Here is a 17,461-nt window from a genome sequence, read left to right as displayed (position 1 = left end):
CATGAGTGATGCCGGAAAACTGCGCCTTGGCGTGAATATCGACCATGTGGCGACGGTGAGAAATGCCCGCGGCGGCGCCACCCCCGATCCGGTACGCGCCGCCAAATTGGCCGAGGAGGCCGGGGCGGACGGGATCACCGCACACCTGCGCGAGGACCGCAGGCATATTTCGGACGCGGATATCGACGGGCTGATGGCGGCGCTGAAGGGACCCTTGAACTTCGAGATGGCCGCGACCGAGGAAATGCAGAAAATCGCCCTGCGCCACAAGCCGCACGCGGTTTGCCTGGTGCCCGAAAAACGCGAGGAGCGCACGACCGAGGGCGGGCTGGAGGTGGCGCGCGAGGAAAACCGGCTGGCGCATTTCATCGCGCCGCTGCGCGAGGCGGGGTGCCGCGTGTCGATCTTCATCGCCGCGGACCGCCGCCAGATCGAGGCGGCGCACCGGATCGGGGCCGAGGTGATCGAGCTGCATACCGGGGCCTATTGCGATGCCCATGCCGAGGGAAATTTTCAGGCGCGGGACAGGGAACTGGCCGCCCTGAGGGACATGTCGGCCTTTGCCGATTCGCTGGGGCTGGAAGTGCACGCGGGTCACGGGCTGACCTATGAGACGGTGCAGCCGGTGGCGGCGTTTCCGGAGGTCATGGAACTCAATATCGGGCATTTCCTGATTGGCGAGTCGATCTTTCGCGGGCTGGAGCCGGCGATCGGGGAAATGCGGCGCCTGATGGACGAGGCGCGGGCAGATCCGCAGCGCATCGCCGGATGATCTGGCTGCGTTACAGCGCCGTCTTTCTGGCCGTGGCTATCGGCGTGTCCCAGGCGGTGCGCTTGTTGGGGATCACCAAGGACGAGATGCTGGGCTCGGCGGCGCAGATCATCGTGCCGGCGATGATCGCCGCGCTGATCGAAGGGCAGCAATATGTGCGCCGGCACGGGGCTTTGCCCGGCGCGCGCCGGGCCTGGAGCTTTGCCTTCATCGGAACGCTCGTCGCCACGTCTCTGAACGTGGCGCTGGCCTATGCGGGACCCGGCCTCGCGCCCGAGTTCGCCAAACTGGCCATCGCCGTGCCGGGCTCGCAGCAATTCGTGACGCTGCTGTTGATGTATGCGGGCGGTTACCTGCTGGCCAACCGCTTTTTCTTCGGCATCGGTGCGGGCAACACGGTGAGCCGCGACAAGGCCCGTGAAGAACGGGGTTTGAAATGACCGGCGGTGGCGATGTGGCACTATGGACCTCGGTGGCGAGCTTCGCCTTTGCCGCCGGATCACCAGGACCCGCGACGCTGGCGGTCGCAGGAACGGCGATGGCAAAGGGGCGCCGGGCCGGTGTTGCGATGGCGCTTGGGCTCGCGCTCGGGCTGACAGTATGGGGCGTGCTGGCCGGGCTGGGCCTGGGATTGCTAATCGCGCATTTCGCGCCGGCGCTGCTGTTGCTGAAACTTGCCGGCGCGGCGTATCTTTTTTACCTCGCGGCGATGTCCGCGCGTTCGGCGATGCAGCCGGTCGCGGAACTGGATGCGGGCGGACAGGCTTCGGCGAGGGCAGGTGCCGGCATGTTCCGTCGTGGGCTGTTGCTGAACCTTTTGAACCCCAAGGCCGTGCTGGCCTGGGTTGCAGCACTTGCGTTGGGAAGCGCGGGGCCGGTGACGATCGCGGTCTGCGCCGGTGTAGGCCTGGCGCTTTACCTTTTCTACGCGACGATCTTTTCCAGGGCGGCGGTCCGGGCGGCCTACCGGAGGTTTCGGCGCGGTCTCGACGCTTTTTTCGCCGGGTTCTTCGGCCTGGCCGGAGCGCGGCTGTTGGTCTGGAAAGCGGAGCAATGAGGCAAGTATGTGCGGCTGTGGCCCTGGCGACGGCCTTACCACCCGCCATTGGCCCTGAGGACCGGACATTGCGATTTACCCTGAACCAGGCGACCGGCGGGATTGGCGCCAGCCTGCAGTGACGGTGCGGTGGTTGCGTTGGCGCACGCTTGCCGCTCTGCTCTTGGGGGCGTGGGCGTTGTGGACGCTGGAGGCCGCGCGGGGCGGGGTCGAAATCGACGAGATGCGGGTGGGGCCGACCCCGGTGACGATCTGGGGCGCGGAGAATACCGGTCCGGCGGTCGTCATGGCCCACGGCTTTGCCGGATCGCGGCAGATGATGCAGGGCTATGGCCTGGTGCTGGCGCAGGCCGGGTACCGGGTCTATGCCTTCGATTTCCTGGGCCACGGGCGGCATCCGCAGCCGATGTCGGGGGATGTGACGGCGGTGGACGGCACCACGCGGCTGTTGGTGAACCAGACACTGGAAGTGATCGACGCCGCGCGCGCGAACGACGGCGACATCGCGCTGGTCGGGCATTCCATGGCCACGGATGTGCTGGTGCGGGCGGCGCGCGAGGTCGAGGGTATCGGGCCGCTGGTGTTGCTGGCCACCTTTTCCGGCGCGATTACGGCCGAGGCGCCCGATGACGTGCTGATGATCACCGGCGCGTGGGAGCCGCGCTTGCAGGGGTTCGCGGCTGATGCGGTGGCGGAGGCCGCGGCGGGCGTGCGACGCGAGGCCATGATTGCCCCGGCGGTGGAGCACGTGGCGATCCTGCACTCGCGTGCGGGGCGAAAAGCAACGCTCGACTGGCTGAACACATATTACGGGCGGCACGCCGAGGTGCCCGTGCCGCAGACAGGCTGGGCGCTGATCGGAATGCTGGCGGCAATCACGATGCTGTTCGCGCCCGTGGCGCAGCTGTTTCCGGCACGAGACGTGCCGATGCGCGCCCTGTCATGGCGGCGGTTCGCCGGCGTGGTCTGTGCGCCGATGCTTGTCACCCCGGTGGTGGCGGCGCCGGTGGAAACGCAGGTTTTGCCCGTTCTGGTGGCGGATTACCTGGCGCTGCACCTGTTGATCTATGGCGTGATCCAGCTAGCCGTTCTGTGGGTCACGAGCGCGCGACCCGGCGCGTTCAGTGTCACGGGAGGGGTCCTCGTGCTGATATGGACCGTGGGCCTTTTCGGGTTCGCGCTGGATCGGTACGGGGCCAATTTCTGGCCCGTGCCGGAGCGGTGGGGGATCATCGCCGCGCTGGCCCTTGGCGCGGTGCCGTTCATGCTGGCCGACGCGTGGTCGGTGCACGGTGCGGGACCCGCCCGCCGCGTGGTGGCCCGAATCGGGTTTCTTGTCTCGCTGGCCATTGCGGTGGCGATGGATTTCGAGGGGCTTTTCTTTCTGCTTCTGATCGCGCCGGTGATCGTGCTGTTCTTCCTCAGTTTCGGCTGGATCGGACGTGTGGCGGCGCGCCGCTTTGGCGCCATCGGGCCGGGCGTTGGGCTGGGGCTGGCGCTTGCCTGGGCTTTGGGTGTAAGTTTCCCTCTGTTTTCAGCCGGATAAAGGGTGCATTCATGATCCTGGGCGTCGGAACGGACCTGGCCAATATAGATCGGATCGCCGGTACGCTGGAGCGGTTCGGCGACCGCTTTCGCAACCGGGTCTTCACGGAAGTGGAGCAACGCAAGTCCGAACGCCGCAAGGACGTGGCGGGCACCTATGCCAAGCGCTGGGCCGCGAAAGAGGCCTGTTCCAAGGCGTTGGGGACGGGACTTCGGATGGGGATCGCCTGGAAGGACATGGCGGTGAGCAACCTCGCCACCGGGCAGCCGGTGATGGCGGTCACCGGCTGGGCCGCCGAACGGCTGGCCGAAATGACGCCGGAGGGGCACGAGGCCATTATTCACGTCACCCTGACCGACGATCACCCCTGGGCGCAGGCCTTTGTCGTGATCGAGGCGCGGCTGGCGACGTGAGGACGCCGGGTCGCCTTTGCCGGCGCGGCTTGACACCTGTGCCGCCGCCCCGCATGTAGCGCAGAAGAGCAATCGGAGACAGGCATGGCCGAAGAATCCAAGACATCGAGCGCGATCTGGGAAACCGTCAAGACGGTCTTCTGGGCACTGCTGATCGCCGGTATTTTCCGCACGATCCTGTTCCAGCCCTTCTGGATCCCGTCCGGGTCGATGAAGGACACGCTGTTGATCGGGGATTTCCTGTTCGTCAACAAGTTCGCCTATGGCTACTCCTACGCCTCCTGCCCGAACATCAAGATCGAGCGGATCGGGCTGGATATCGACGCAAAGAACATCTGTGGCTTTCTCGATGGCGACAACACGCGCCTTCTCGGGTCCGAGCCTGAACGTGGCGACATCATCGTGTTCCGCCATCCCAGCAACGGCACGGATTACATCAAGCGGGTCGTGGGCCTGCCGGGTGACCGGATCCAGATGCAGGATGGCGTGCTGAACATCAACGGCGAGCCGGTCGAACTGGAAGATGCGGGAACCTTCGAGGAAGTGCTGGAACCCCAGGGCCCGCTGGGCAAGACGCCGCGCTGTGCCAACGGGGCCGTGGGAGTGGGAGGCATCTGCGAGAAAGAGCGGCAGATCGAGACCCTGCCCAACGGCGTGTCGCACAGCATCCTGAACGTGGGGCCGCAACGGTATGACAACACCGGCGTCTACGAGGTGCCCGAGGGGCATTACTTCTTCATGGGTGACAACCGGGACAATTCCACCGACAGCCGCGCGCCGCTCACCGCGCCGGGCGGGGTGGGCTATGTTCCGTTCGAGAACCTGATCGGCCGGGCGGACCGGGTGATCTTTTCGTCGGCGGGCCGGTCGATGCTGTTCTTCTGGACGTGGCGCGGCGACCGTTTTTTCGAGAAGCTGGATTGATCCAGCGATGAAGCTTTCGGGCGATCTCAAAGCGTTCGAGACCCGTTTGGGACATGAATTCGAGCGGCCCGAGTTGCTGGTGCGGGCCGTGACGCACGGGTCGATGACCACAGCCAACCGCGACGACAACCAGAGGCTGGAGTTCTTGGGCGACAGGGTTCTGGGGCTGGTCATTGCCGAGGCGCTTCTGGAAAGCGACAAGGGCGCCGCCGAAGGGCAGCTTGCGCCGCGTTACAACGCGCTGGTGCGCAAGGAAACCTGCGCCGAGGTGGCGCGGCAGATCGACCTCGGTCAGGTGCTGAAGCTGGGGCGGTCCGAGATGATGTCGGGCGGGCGGCGCAAGCAGGCGCTGCTGGGTGACGCGATGGAGGCGGTGATTGCGGCCGTCTACCGCGATGCCGGGTTCGACGCTGCGCAGGAGGTGATCCTGCGGCTGTGGGGGGACCGGGTGACGTCCGTCAAGGCCGATGCCCGCGATGCCAAGACCGCGCTTCAGGAATGGGCGCAGGCGCAGGGCCTGGCCCCGCCGGTCTACAGGGAGACGGCGCGCAGCGGGCCCGACCATGCTCCGCAATTCACCATCGAGGCCCGGCTGGAAAACGGCGAGGCCGAAGAAGCCACTGCCGGGGCCAAGCGGCAGGCGGAGCAAACTGCCGCCAAGGCGTTGCTGGCGCGGGTGGCGTCGAGCAAGCCCTAGCGGATGACGATCACGGACTGGTTGGCGTGGCGGGTGATCCGCGCCGCGTTCGGGCCGACGAGGTAATCCCGCAATTCGGGCCGGTGCGCGCCGACGACGATCACGTCTGCGCCGATCCTGTCGGCCATGCGCAGCACGCTGTCATAGATCGTACCTTCGGTCACGTGCACCTGCGCCTTGCCGTCGAAGGCACCATCCGTCCAGTCTTGCAGCGCCTTTTCGGCAGCGCTCTTCGCGGTGCGGTTGTAATCCCCCTCGAAGGCGGCACCGACCATGTTCATGCCGCTGCCGGGGACAACGTTGATCACGTGGATCTCGGCGCCGTCGCCGGCAGCCAGCAGCTTGGCGGCCTGTGCCAGCCGGTGGGCGCCTTCCATCGCGTTGATGTCGATGGCCAGGAGAAGCTTGTTGAACATGATGTTCCTCCTCAGAACGCGGGTTGGGTGGCGCGGGGCCTCTGGATCAGGACGATGCCCGCCAGCAGGATCAGGGCGGGGATGAAGAACAGTTCCTTGGGCAGGCGCTCGTTCTCGATCTCGACCTTGCTGATCACCACGGGGGTGTCGCCGTAGAAGTCGTACTCGATGCCGATGGCCTCGAAATGCGGTGTGCCGGGGAAGGGTTCTTCGAGTTTCAACTGGCCATCTTCTTCGAGGATGCTGAGACCCTGTTCCGAAAGGGCGGCGGTGCCGTCGCCCTCGATGCCGGGGACCGAGATGGTGATGGGCCGGATCTCGCCATTGTCGAAATCCGGGCCTTCGATGGTCAGGCGCATGTCCTGCCCGGTCTCGGCGCTGTCTATGAGGGCATAAATTTCGGTTCCGGTGGCCGTCTGGTAGGGTTCGGATATCTGATCGAGGAAGAAGCCGGGACGGAAGAGCATGAAGGCGATGAACAAGAGCACAGCGCTTTCCCATTTTCGCGACTTTGCGATGAAATAGCCTTGGGTCGCGGCCGCGAACAAGAGCATGGCGATGAGCGATATGCAGAAGACCATGACCGCCTTGGCAAAGCCCACGTCGATCAGGAGCAGGTCGGTGTTGAAGATGAAGAGGAACGGCAGGAGCGCCGTGCGGATGTCATAGCCGAAGCCCTGGATACCCGTCTTGATCGGGTCGCCGCGGGAAATCGCGGCGGCGGCATAGGCGGCAAGGCCGACGGGTGGCGTGTCGTCGGCGAGGATGCCGAAGTAGAAGACGAACATGTGCACCGCGATCAGCGGCACGATCAGGCCGGCCTGTGCGCCCACCGATACGATGACGGGCGCCATCAACGACGACACCACGATGTAGTTGGCGGTGGTGGGCAGGCCCATGCCGAGGATCAGCGACAGGACCGCCACGAGGAACAGCAGGATCATCAGGTTCCCGCCCGAGATGACCTCGATCACCTGGCCGATGACCTGGTGCGCGCCGGTCAGGGAGATTGTGCCGACGATGATGCCGGCGGCGCCGGTGGCGACGCCGATACCGATCATGTTGCGCGCGCCCAGGATCAGCCCGTCGATGAAATCGCGCCAGCCGTGCCAGGTTTCATTCCCCGGGCTTTCGCCCCGGAACATCGCCTTGAGCGGACGGTGCGTCAGCGCGATGATGACCATGAAGAACGTCGCCCAGAACGCCGAAAGCGCGGGCGACAGACGGTCGAGCGTGTCGGTGCGCACCATCAGGTTCCACACCAGGATGAAGATCGGGATGGCGAAATAGAGCCCGCCGATGAGTGTCGGCGTCAGTCGCGGCGCCTCGGGCGGGCCATCTTCGTCCTTGTCCATCTTCAGGTCGGGATACCGCGCGGCGATGGCCACGAGCACGACATAGAGCACGGCCACGAGCGCCACGGCGGCATAGACCGAGTTGCCCGTGATCGGCTCGAGAATGCCGCGCAGGCCGATCATCAGGAAGGTGCAGAGACCGAGGAAGATGAAGCCCGAGAGGAACAGGATCAGGATCATCAGCACGCCGATGCGGCGGCCCGGTTTTTCCAGCCCCTTGAGGCCCATCTTCAGGCTTTCGAGATGCACGATGTAAAGCAGCGCGATGTAGGAGATGACCGCCGGAAGGAAGGCGTGCTTGACCACGTCGATATAGGGGATGTTGACATACTCGACCATCAGGAAGGCCGCCGCGCCCATCACGGGCGGTGTCAGCTGGCCGTTGGTGGACGAGGCCACCTCGACCGCGCCCGCCTTTTCCGCCGGAAAGCCGATGCGCTTCATCAGCGGGATGGTGAAGGTGCCGGTGGTGACGGTGTTGGCGATGGACGAGCCCGAGATCATGCCGGTCATCATCGACGACAGGACCGATGCCTTGGCCGGGCCGCCGCGCAGGGCGCCCAAGAGGGCAATGGCCACCTTGATGAACCAGTTGCCGCCGCCGGCCCGGTCCAGCAGGGCGCCGAACAACACGAAGAGGAAGATCATCGTGGTCGAGACGCCGAGGGCCACGCCGAACACCCCTTCGGTCTGCATCCAGTAGTGTCCCAAGGCCTTGGACAGCGACGAGCCGCCATAGTTGGTGATGTTGCGCGCCCATTCCGAGTAGCCGCCGAAGAAGGCGAACAGGATGAAGCAGCACGCGATGATCACCAGCGGCAGGCCCAGTGAGCGGTAGACCGACACCAGAAGGACGATCATCCCGATCGCGGACATGGTGACGTCGGTGGTGTTCCACAGGCCCGGACGGTCGGCGATCTCGAACCGGAAGACCACGAGGTAAAGGCAGGCCGACACGCCGAGGATCACCAGAATCCAATCGTAGAGCGGTATGCGGTCTCGGGGCGAGGATTTGAACAACGGAAAGGCAAGCGTCGCCAGCATGATGGCAAAGGCCAGGTGCACGAAGCGGGCCTGTGCGACGATATTGGCGAAGATGGACATGCCCGTGGCCTGGGCCAGTATGCCCGGCACGCGTGAGGCGATGTAGAGCTGGAAGAGGGACCACGCGATACAGGTGCCGATGATCAGCTTTGTCTGCCACGCCGCGGCCGGGTTGCGGGCGCCGGTATCGGCCTCGGCCAACATGTCGTCGGCGGAACGGGTGTTTTGGGTCTGGTCGCTCACTGTCATGCCCCCTGAAGCAAGTATGTGTATGATGGTGCGAGGGGCGCCCCGTGCGGGGCGCCCCTCGAAGCCCGGGGGCTTATTCCATCAGGCCAAGTTCCTTGTAGGCCTTTTCCGCACCGGGGTGCAGCGGGGCCGACAGGGCGTCCTGAACCATCTCGGAAGGCTCGAGGTTGGCAAAGGCCGGGTGCAGCTGGCGGAAGTCGTCGATGTTTTCCATGACCGCCTTGGCCAGAACGTAAACCGTGTCTTCGGACACGTCGGCGGAGGTCACGAGGGTCGCGCCCACGCCGAACGTGGTGACGTCCTCGTCGTTGCCGGCGTACATGCCGCCGGGAACAGTGGCGGTGCGGTAGTAGGGGTTTTCCTCGATCAGCTTGTCGATGACATCGCCGGTGACGTTCACGAGCGTGACATCACAGGTGGTCGCCGCTTCCTGGATGGCGGCGGCCGGGTGGCCCACGACGTAGACCATGGCGTCGATGTTGCCGTCGCAGAGCTGTTGCGACATTTCCGAGCCCTTGTACTCGGTCGCAAGTGCGAAATCGTCCATGGTCATGCCGTATTCTTCCATCAGCACCTCGGTCGTGGCGCGCAGGCCCGAGCCGGCATTGCCCACGTTGAAGCGCTTGCCCTTGAGGTCCTCGAAGCTTTCGATGCCGGCGTCGGACCGGGCGATCAGCGTGAAGGGTTCGGGATGAACCGAGAAGACCGAACGGATTTCCGGGAACGGATTGTCCGAGAAGGTCGAGGTGCCGTTATAGGCGTGGTACTGCCAGTCGGACTGTGCGACGCCGAATTCCAGCTCGCCGGCCTTGATCGTGTTGATATTGTAGACCGAGCCGCCGGTGGACTCCACGGCGCAGCGGATGCCGTGATCCTTGCGGGACTTGTTGACGAGACGGCAGATCGCGCCGCCGGTGGGATAGTAGACGCCCGTCACGCCACCTGTGCCGATGGAAATGAATTCCTGCGCCGAGGCGGGGGCGGAAATGGCTATTCCTGCGGCGGCAAGGGCGCCGAGAAGGTAGTTTTTCATGGTGTTCTCCCTTAGTTGCGAACATCATCTCGAGATGAGTCGATGGGGTCAGTAGAGACAGAACTGGCCAAGCTTGCAAGACCGTCAGGCGACAAATTAATAAATTCAAGATGTTAACGACATGAGCCACGTGTTTCACCGCAACAGCCGCGCCAATATTCCGACCGTATCGCGGGGCGAGGGCGCCTATCTTTACGACCGGACCGGCAAGGCCTATCTGGACGGATCGGGTGGAGCGGCGGTGTCCTGTCTGGGGCATGGCGATGCGCATGTGACCGACGCGATCAAGGCGCAACTGGACCGGATCGCCTTTGCCCATACCGGGTTCCTGACGTCGGAGCCGGCGGAAACGCTCGCCGACCGGCTGGTGGCGGTGGCGCCGGGCGGGCTGAAGCGCGTCTATTTCGTGTCGGGCGGATCAGAGGCGATGGAAGCGGCGCTGAAGCTGGCGCGACAGTATTTCATCGAGGCCGGTCAGCCCCAGCGCAGCCGGGTGATCGCGCGGCGTCAAAGCTATCACGGCAACACGCTGGGCGCGCTGGCGACCGGCGGCAATGCGTGGCGGCGCGCGCCTTTCGCACCGCTGTTGATGGACGTGAGTCACGTGTCGCCCTGCTATGCCTACCGGGGGATGCAGGAAGGCGAGACGGCGCAGGGCTATCTCGCCCGGCTGGTGGCCGAGTTGGAGGCCGAGATCGAACGGCACGGACCCGAGACGATCATGGCTTTCGTGGCCGAACCCGTGGTGGGGGCGACACTGGGCGCGGTGCCGCCCGTCGCGGGATATTTTCGCGCTGTCCGAGAGCTTTGCGACCGGCACGGCATCCTTCTGATCCTCGACGAGGTGATGTGCGGAATGGGGCGGACCGGCACGCTGTTCGCGTGCGAGCAGGACGGGATCGCACCGGATATCTGCGCCATCGCCAAGGGGTTGGGGGCCGGGTATCAGCCGATCGGCGCGATGCTGTGCACCGGCACGATCCACGACACGATCGCGGAAGGGTCCGGGTTCTTCCAGCATGGGCACACCTATCTGGGGCATCCCACCGCCTGTGCGGCGGCGGGGGCGGTGTTGGACCGTTTGCTGGACGACGGCCTGGCGGCGCGTGTGGCGCCGCTGGGGGAGGCATTGCGGGCGCGGTTGATCGAACGTTTCGGGCAGCACCCGCATGTTGGCGACATTCGCGGGCGCGGGCTGTTCCAGGGGATCGAATTCGTCGAGGACCGACAGACCAAGGCGCCGTTCGACCCGGCCCGCAAGCTGCATGCCCGGATCAAGGCGGCGGCGTTCGAGGCGGGGCTGATCTGTTACCCGATGGGTGGCACCGTCGATGGGCAACGCGGGGATCACGTGCTGTTGGCGCCGCCCTTCATCCTGACCGAAGATCAGCTGGGCGAGTTGGTCGACAAGCTGGGGCAGGCGGTGGACGCCGCACTGGCCTGAGCGATGGGCTTATTCGGCGGCGGCTTTCAGGCTGGACATCAGCCGGTGGAATTTTTCGCCCTGGACGGTGACATGCTGGCGCAACAGGTTGCCGGCCTGATCGCCGTCTCCGGCCTCGATGGCGGCGAGGATCGCATCGTGTTCCGCCACCGATTGCGCCATTCGTCCGCGCCAGCGCAATTGCAGGCGGCGAAAGGGGCGCAGGCGGCGTTGCAGCCGCAGGCATTCCTGTTCGAGAAACGCGTTGCCGGTCTGGGCATAGAGCGTGGCGTGGAAAAGATCGTTCTGATCGTAGTTGCCATCGGCGTCCTGCGCCTCGGTCGCGGCGCGGCATCGCTCGTTTATGGTGCGCAATTCGGACAGGGCCGTGTCGGAAATGCGTGACGCGGCCAGCCGGGCGCAGACCGCTTCCAGCTCGGCCATGACCTCGAACATCTCGATCAGTTCGACCGGCCCGGGCTGGCGCACGAAGACCCCGCGACGCGGCAGCTGTTCCACCAGGCCGGACAGGATAAGCCTTTGAAGCGCTTCTCTTATCGGGGTTCTGGAGACGTTGAAGCGTTCGGCCAGCTGAACCTCGTCCAGGCGAGCGCCATCGTCGAACGTTCCATCGAGGATCAACTCCTCGATAGCGTCCGCGATGAGATCTGCGCGCTTGCGTTCCATTTCAATCCGCTAGCATACCGCCGTCTAGAGCGCAAGAAAACCATTCTTGTATACAAAAAATTTGACTGCTTACACAATGTCGTTAGGTTGCAGGGCAGTCCGAATACGAATCAGGACGTTTTGGGAGGAACATATGAAACTGAATTTCACAGCCGCAGTCGCGGCAGCAGCCCTTTTCGCTGGCAGTCTGACGGCGAGTGCCGAAGAGCTGCGCCTGTCGCACCAGTGGTCCACTAGTGACGTGCGTCACAAGGTGGCGCAGATGGTCGCCGACGAGGTCGCGGCGGCGGATGTCGATCTGGATATCCAGATTTTCCCGTCGCAATCGCTGTTCAAGGCACGCGAGCAATACAAGCCCTTGGCGCGCGGGCAGGTCGACATGATCGTCTTTCCGTTGTCCTATGCGGGCGGTCTGCGCAACGCCTATAACCTGACGCTGATGCCGGGGTTGGTGAAGAACCACGATCATGCCGCGCGCCTGAACGAATCCGAGTTCATGGGCGATATCGAAGCCATCATGGCCGAAGATGACATCATGGTGCTGGTCCACGGCTACCTGGCCGGCGGTTTCGCGGGCAAGGAGAAGTGCATCACCGCGCCGGAGGACGTGGAAGGTCTGCAGACCCGCGCGGCGGGCAAGGCGTTCGAGCAGATGCTGGCGGGTGCCGGTGCCTCGATCGCGTCGATGAGCTCGGCCGAGATCTATAACGCGATGCAGACCGGCGTTCTGGATGCCGCGAACACCTCGTCCTCGTCCTTTGTCAGCTACCGCATCTACGAGCAGGTGTCGTGCTTTACCCCGGCGGGCGACTATGCGCTGTGGTTCATGTACCAGCCGCTGTTGATGAACAAGTCCAAGTTCGAAGGCCTGAGCGAGGAACAGCAGACCGCGCTGATGGAAGCCGCCGAGAAGGCCGAGGCGTTCTATCTGGAAGAAGCCAAGAGCCAGGACGGCAATGCGCGTGACGTGTTTGCTGACAATGGTGTCGAGATCGCCGAGATGAGCCAGGAAGAGTTCGACGCCTGGCGCCAGATCGCGCAGGAAACGGCCTACAAGGCCTTCCTCGAAGGCTCGCCCGAGGGTCAGGAACTGCTGGACAAGGCGCTGGCCGTCGAGTGATCCGCTGAACCATTCGTCGGGTCCGGCACGCCGCCGGGCCCGACGCCGCGTACCATTTCCACTTTTTCAACGGAGGCCGAGCGATGTCCGGATCCGCCCATGCCACAGCGGCCGCCCGCCACGGTGGCAACCCCATCCTGCGCGTCATCGGCTGGATCAGCCAGATCTGCGGCGTCGTCGCCGCGCTGATGATCGTCGTGTCCGTGTTGATCGTCTGTCAGATGATTTTCATCCGGTTCGTGCTGAACCAATCCACGATCTGGCACACCGAAGGCGTGACGTACCTGATGATCGGTGCGACCATGCTGGGCCTGCCGTACGTGCAATACGTGCGGGGTCATGTGAACGTTGACCTGCTGCCGATCATGATTCCCAACAAGGCGCGGCGGGTGCTGGCCGGGATCGTCATGGCGCTGACCCTCGCCGTGGTCGGCATGATGCTTTGGCACGGCTATCATTTCTGGCACGAGGCCTGGGACTGGGGCGAGACGTCGAACACGCCGTGGAACCCCAAGCTGTGGGTGCCGTATCTTGCGCTGCCGCTGGGCTTTGGCCTCTATGCGCTGCAACTGGCGGCTGACCTTTTCGCAATGACGACGGGCATCGACAAGCCCTTCGGGCTGGAGGACGTCTGATGGATCCGCTTGCACTGGGTGGCCTGGTTGCCCTCATCACCATCGTCGTCCTGTTTTCGGGTATTTCGGTGGCCGCGGGCCTGCTGGTGGTCTCTGCCGGGTTCCTGATCGTCTTCGACGGGATGAGTTCGCTGTCGCTGATGCCGGAGATTTTCTTTGGCAAGCTGGACAATTTCGCGCTGCTGTCGATCCCGATGTTCATCATCATGGGCGCCTCCATCGCCTCGACCCGCGCGGGTGCGGACCTTTACGAGGCGCTGGAGCGCTGGCTGACGCGCGTGCCGGGCGGGCTTGTGGTGTCGAACCTCGGCGCCTGTGCGCTCTTTGCCGCGATGTCGGGGTCGAGCCCGGCTACATGTGCGGCCATCGGCAAGATGGGCATCCCCGAGATGCGCAAGCGGGGCTATCCCGATGGTGTCGCCGCGGGCTCGATCGCTGCGGGCGGGACGCTGGGTATCCTGATCCCGCCGTCGGTCACGATGATCGTCTACGGGATCGCGACCGAGACCTCGATTGGCCGCCTGTTCCTGGCGGGCGTGTTCCCCGGCCTGCTGCTGGTGGGACTGTTCATGGCGTGGTCGCTTTACTCGACATGGAAGTCGGGTAACGCGAGCGTCCTGTCGGCGGGCAGCTACACCTGGAAGGAACGTCTGGAGATCCTGCCGCGTGTCCTGCCATTCCTGTTCATCATCTTGGGCGTGCTTTACGCCATGTATGGCGGCATCGCCACGCCGTCGGAAACGGCCGCCGTGGGCGCGCTGATGTGCATGTTGATCGCCATGATCATCTATCGCTTGTGGGACCCGCGCCAGATCTGGACCGTGCTGCGCGACAGCACGCGGGAAAGCGTGATGATCCTGTTCATCATCGCGGCGGCGGGCGTGTTCTCCTACATGCTGTCGTCGCTTTTCATTACGCAGTCGATCGCGGAATGGATCGGCACGCTGGACGTGAACCGCTGGGTGCTGATGGGCGCGATCAACGTCTTTCTGATAATCGCGGGCTTCTTCCTGCCGCCGGTCGCGGTGATCCTGATGGCGGCGCCGATCCTGCTGCCGATCATCACCACTGCCGGCTTTGATCCGATCTGGTTTGCCGTGGTGCTGACGATCAACATGGAAATCGGGCTGATCTCGCCGCCCGTGGGTTTGAACCTTTACGTGATCAACGGCATTGCGCCTGACATCTCGCTGAAGACGATCCTGACCGGGTCACTGCCCTTCGTGGCCTGCATGGTGATCGCGATCATCCTGCTGTGCCTGTTTCCGGGCATCGCCACGTGGCTGCCCGATATGGTGATGGGAGCGGGGCTATGACGTTGCTTGCCGACCTACTGTCTACAGTGTTCGAGCGCCGTTACGGCGCTTCGCGGGGCCTGCCTCGGGATAACCGGCCGATCGAGGACCTGACGGCGGACCTTATCGGGGCCACGGGCGAGGTTTCGGGACAGGCCGTGGCGCGGCAGATCCTGGAACGCTACGAGACCTGGGACGATCCCGCGAAGCTGGCGTTTTTCCGGCACCTTGCACAGGACATGGTGATCAACCCCGAGGTCGTACGCGACGCGCTGGACGCTTATGAGCGCGGGCAGTCCAAGGCCACTTATCGCGCCTTTCTGAACGCGTCCGAGTCGCCCCGGCAGGAGTTGATCCGGCGGATGAACCAGGTCCCGGGTGCGACCAAGCGTCTGGTCGGGATGCGAACCGACCTGTTGCGGCTGGGACAGGACGATGACGGTTTGCAGGCACTGGACCTGGATTTCCGGCATCTATTTGCCAGCTGGTTCAACCGCGGGTTCCTGGTGCTGCGCCCGATCAGTTGGGAAAGCCCGGCGCATATTCTCGAGAAGATCATCGCTTACGAGGCGGTGCACGCCATCGACAGCTGGGAAGATCTGCGGCGCAGGCTGGAGCCCGCCGACCGCCGCTGTTTCGCGTTCTTTCACCCGGCCATGCCGGACGAGCCGTTGATCTTTGTCGAGGTGGCGCTGACCAAGGGTATTCCCGGGTCGATCCAGGACGTTCTGGCCGAGGCACGCGACCAGATCGACGCCGAACGGGCCGATACCGCCGTGTTTTACTCGATTTCGAATTGCCAATCGGGGCTGGCGCAGATTTCCTTTGGCAACTCGCTGATCAAGCAGGTGGCGGCGGATCTGTCGCTGGAAAACCCGGCTTTGCGGAATTTCGTGACGCTGTCGCCGATCCCCGGCCTGACACGGTGGATGACGAGCGTGGACATCAATCCCGAGGCGCAACAGCCCGACGCGCTGTGCGAGTATGCCGCCTATTACCTGACGCAGGCCAAGCGCGGCGACGGTTTGCCGCTCGATCCGGTTGCGCGGTTTCATTTGGGCAACGGGGCCCAGGTGCACAAGGTCCATGCCGGTGCGGACGTGTCGGACAACGGATTGAAGCAATCGGCGGGCGTGATGGTGAACTACCTTTACGATCTGGCCAAGGTGTCGCAGAACCACGAGCGGTTCGCGGCGGAGCAACGCGTGGCCACGTCGAGCGAAATCAAGACACAGGCCGCCGCGGCGGCGAAAACCGTGCCGGAGGAGGGAGCAGCATGACCAACCCGCTTTTTGACGCCCTGTTCGGAGATCACATCGGCAAGGACACGATCTTCCTTCATCTGCCCGATGGGGACACTCTGACCCACGACGGATTCCTGAAGCTGACGGCGCGATATGCCAATGCCTTTGCCGCGCAGGGGCTGACCCCCGGAGACCGCGTTGCGGCGCAGGTCGAGAAATCGCATGACGCGCTGGCGGTCTATGCGGCCTGCGTGCAGGCCGGGCTGGTCTTTCTGCCGTTGAATACCGGCTATACTGTCGACGAACTGAGCTATTTCATCGAGGACAGCGGCGCGTCGATGGTGATTTGCAAGGGCGACCGGCGCGAGGCGTTGACACCCATCGCCAATAAGCACCGCGCCCAGATCGAAACGCTGGAGGACGATGGCACCGGGAGCCTGCCGGACAAGGCGGGTGAACAGGCGGACAGTTTCAAGACCGTGAAGCGGACCGAAGACGACCTTGCCGCCTTGCTTTACACCTCGGGCACCACGGGGCGCTCGAAGGGCGCGATGCTGAGCCAGGGCAATCTTCTGTCGAACGCGCAGACGCTGGCCGAGCACTGGCGGTTTACCTCGGACGATGTCCTGCTGCACGCGTTGCCGATCTTTCACACCCATGGCCTGTTCGTGGCGACCAACATCACGCTGGTTGCCGGCGGGTCGATGATTTTCCTGCCGAAATTCGACCTCGATACGGTGATAGAGCTTTTGCCGAAGGCCACGTCGATGATGGGCGTGCCGACCTTCTATACCCGTCTTCTGGACGATCCGCGTTTCGACAAGGATCTTGTGGCGCATATGCGGCTTTTCGTGTCGGGCAGCGCGCCGCTGCTGGCCGAGACGCACACCAGGTTCGAACAGCGGACCGGGCACCGCATCCTCGAACGCTATGGCATGACCGAGACGAACATGAACACCTCGAACCCCTATGACGGGGAACGGCGTGCCGGCACCGTCGGCTTTCCGTTGCCCGGGGTGGAGTTGAAGATCACCGATCCCGAAACCGGCGAGGAGGTGCCGCAGGGCGAGGTTGGCCAGATCGAGGTGCGCGGACCCAATGTTTTCCAGGGCTACTGGCAGATGCCCGAAAAGACGGCCGCGGAACTGCGCGAGAACGGGTTTTTCATTACCGGCGACCTCGGGATTATCGACGACAGGGGGTATGTCCAGATCGTCGGGCGCAACAAGGACCTGATCATCTCGGGCGGGTACAACATCTATCCCAAGGAGATCGAGCTGGTGCTGGACGAACAGCCCGGCGTGCTGGAAAGCGCGGTCATTGGCGTGCCGCACGCGGACTTTGGCGAGACGGTCGTGGGCGTTCTGGTGCCCGAAGCGAATGCGGAGCCGGATCTGGAGGCGATTGCCGAGGCCACGTCGCAGGCGCTGGCGCGGTTCAAGCATCCCAGAAAGCTGATCATCCGCGACGAGCTGCCGCGCAATTCCATGGGCAAGGTCCAGAAGAACCTGTTGCGGGATGAATTCAAGGACCTGTTCACCCCCGCCTGAG

Annotated in this window: 17 protein-coding genes; 13 read left to right on the top strand and 4 right to left on the bottom strand. The window is 64.1% G+C overall.

Annotated features, from left to right (window positions below; genetic code table 11):
• Position 1 precedes the first annotated feature (1 nt).
• From FIU89_RS17535 to rnc, 7 genes are all read left to right on the top strand, one after another.
• Positions 2–772, top strand: coding sequence for a pyridoxine 5'-phosphate synthase (locus FIU89_RS17535; protein ID WP_152493783.1), 771 nt, complete (start codon positions 2–4; stop codon positions 770–772).
• Entirely contained in the window at positions 769–1,212 is a 444-nt protein-coding gene (locus FIU89_RS17530) for an ABZJ_00895 family protein (protein WP_152493782.1), read from the top strand. Before FIU89_RS17535 ends, FIU89_RS17530 begins: the two co-directional genes overlap by 4 nt.
• Complete coding sequence (locus FIU89_RS17525) at positions 1,209–1,829, top strand: LysE family transporter (RefSeq protein ID WP_152493781.1); 621 nt, start codon at positions 1,209–1,211, stop codon at positions 1,827–1,829. Before FIU89_RS17530 ends, FIU89_RS17525 begins: the two co-directional genes overlap by 4 nt.
• Before the next feature lie 133 nt (positions 1,830–1,962).
• The gene (locus FIU89_RS17520; protein WP_254701723.1) at positions 1,963–3,375 is read left to right on the top strand and encodes an alpha/beta hydrolase; all 1,413 of its coding nucleotides are present in this window, start codon (positions 1,963–1,965) and stop codon (positions 3,373–3,375) included.
• An 11-nt stretch (positions 3,376–3,386) separates the two neighbouring features.
• Positions 3,387–3,788, top strand: a complete 402-nt coding sequence (gene acpS / locus FIU89_RS17515; RefSeq protein ID WP_152493780.1) for a holo-ACP synthase — start codon at positions 3,387–3,389, stop codon at positions 3,786–3,788.
• 84 nt (positions 3,789–3,872) lie between these two features.
• Positions 3,873–4,712, top strand: coding sequence for a signal peptidase I (lepB, locus tag FIU89_RS17510; protein ID WP_152493779.1), 840 nt, complete (start codon positions 3,873–3,875; stop codon positions 4,710–4,712).
• A gap of 7 nt (positions 4,713–4,719) precedes the next feature.
• Positions 4,720–5,409, top strand: a complete 690-nt coding sequence (gene rnc / locus FIU89_RS17505) for a ribonuclease III (protein WP_152493778.1) — start codon at positions 4,720–4,722, stop codon at positions 5,407–5,409.
• Here the strand turns inward: rnc and FIU89_RS17500 are convergent.
• The 3 genes from FIU89_RS17500 to FIU89_RS17490 all read right to left on the bottom strand — a co-directional run bounded on the left by FIU89_RS17500 (position 5,406) and on the right by FIU89_RS17490 (position 9,506).
• Positions 5,406–5,825 (bottom strand): universal stress protein, encoded by a 420-nt coding sequence (locus FIU89_RS17500; protein ID WP_152493777.1) that lies wholly within the window; start codon positions 5,823–5,825, stop codon positions 5,406–5,408. The two genes, rnc and FIU89_RS17500, sit on opposite strands and share 4 nt — an antisense overlap.
• Positions 5,826–5,836: 11 nt before the next feature.
• Positions 5,837–8,473 carry a TRAP transporter permease gene (locus FIU89_RS17495; RefSeq protein WP_152493776.1) on the bottom strand — a complete coding sequence of 879 codons (2,637 nt, stop codon included), beginning with the start codon at positions 8,471–8,473 and terminating at the stop codon, positions 5,837–5,839.
• A 73-nt stretch (positions 8,474–8,546) separates the two neighbouring features.
• The gene (locus FIU89_RS17490) at positions 8,547–9,506 is read right to left on the bottom strand and encodes a TAXI family TRAP transporter solute-binding subunit (protein ID WP_152493775.1); all 960 of its coding nucleotides are present in this window, start codon (positions 9,504–9,506) and stop codon (positions 8,547–8,549) included.
• A 121-nt stretch (positions 9,507–9,627) separates the two neighbouring features.
• Between FIU89_RS17490 and FIU89_RS17485 the strand changes: the two genes are divergently transcribed.
• Entirely contained in the window at positions 9,628–10,950 is a 1,323-nt protein-coding gene (locus FIU89_RS17485) for an aspartate aminotransferase family protein (protein ID WP_152493774.1), read from the top strand.
• A 9-nt stretch (positions 10,951–10,959) separates the two neighbouring features.
• On the opposite strand, the gene FIU89_RS17480 is transcribed toward FIU89_RS17485, so the two are convergent.
• Entirely contained in the window at positions 10,960–11,616 is a 657-nt protein-coding gene (locus tag FIU89_RS17480; RefSeq protein WP_152493773.1) for a GntR family transcriptional regulator, read from the bottom strand.
• Positions 11,617–11,749: 133 nt separating this feature from the next.
• Here FIU89_RS17480 and dctP point away from each other — a divergent pair, with 133 nt between their 5' ends.
• From dctP to FIU89_RS17455, 5 genes are all read left to right on the top strand, one after another.
• Complete coding sequence (dctP, locus tag FIU89_RS17475; protein WP_152493772.1) at positions 11,750–12,736, top strand: TRAP transporter substrate-binding protein DctP; 987 nt, start codon at positions 11,750–11,752, stop codon at positions 12,734–12,736.
• 83 nt (positions 12,737–12,819) lie between these two features.
• The gene (locus tag FIU89_RS17470) at positions 12,820–13,371 is read left to right on the top strand and encodes a TRAP transporter small permease subunit (RefSeq protein ID WP_152493771.1); all 552 of its coding nucleotides are present in this window, start codon (positions 12,820–12,822) and stop codon (positions 13,369–13,371) included.
• Positions 13,371–14,687: a TRAP transporter large permease gene (locus FIU89_RS17465; protein WP_152493770.1), complete on the top strand. Its 1,317-nt coding sequence runs from the start codon at positions 13,371–13,373 to the stop codon at positions 14,685–14,687. The genes FIU89_RS17470 and FIU89_RS17465 overlap by 1 nt, the downstream gene beginning before the upstream one ends.
• Positions 14,684–15,946 (top strand): malonyl-CoA decarboxylase, encoded by a 1,263-nt coding sequence (locus FIU89_RS17460; RefSeq protein WP_152493769.1) that lies wholly within the window; start codon positions 14,684–14,686, stop codon positions 15,944–15,946. Before FIU89_RS17465 ends, FIU89_RS17460 begins: the two co-directional genes overlap by 4 nt.
• On the top strand, positions 15,943–17,460 hold the full coding sequence (locus tag FIU89_RS17455; RefSeq protein ID WP_152493768.1) for a malonyl-CoA synthase: 1,518 nt from the start codon (positions 15,943–15,945) through the stop codon (positions 17,458–17,460). Before FIU89_RS17460 ends, FIU89_RS17455 begins: the two co-directional genes overlap by 4 nt.
• Position 17,461 lies beyond the last annotated feature (1 nt).

It is taken from the genome of Roseovarius sp. THAF27 (assembly GCF_009363655.1).
Taxonomy (GTDB): Bacteria; Pseudomonadota; Alphaproteobacteria; order Rhodobacterales; family Rhodobacteraceae; genus Roseovarius.
Note: the sequence above shows the minus strand (reverse complement) of the source record. Positions and strands in the feature narration are given on the sequence as shown.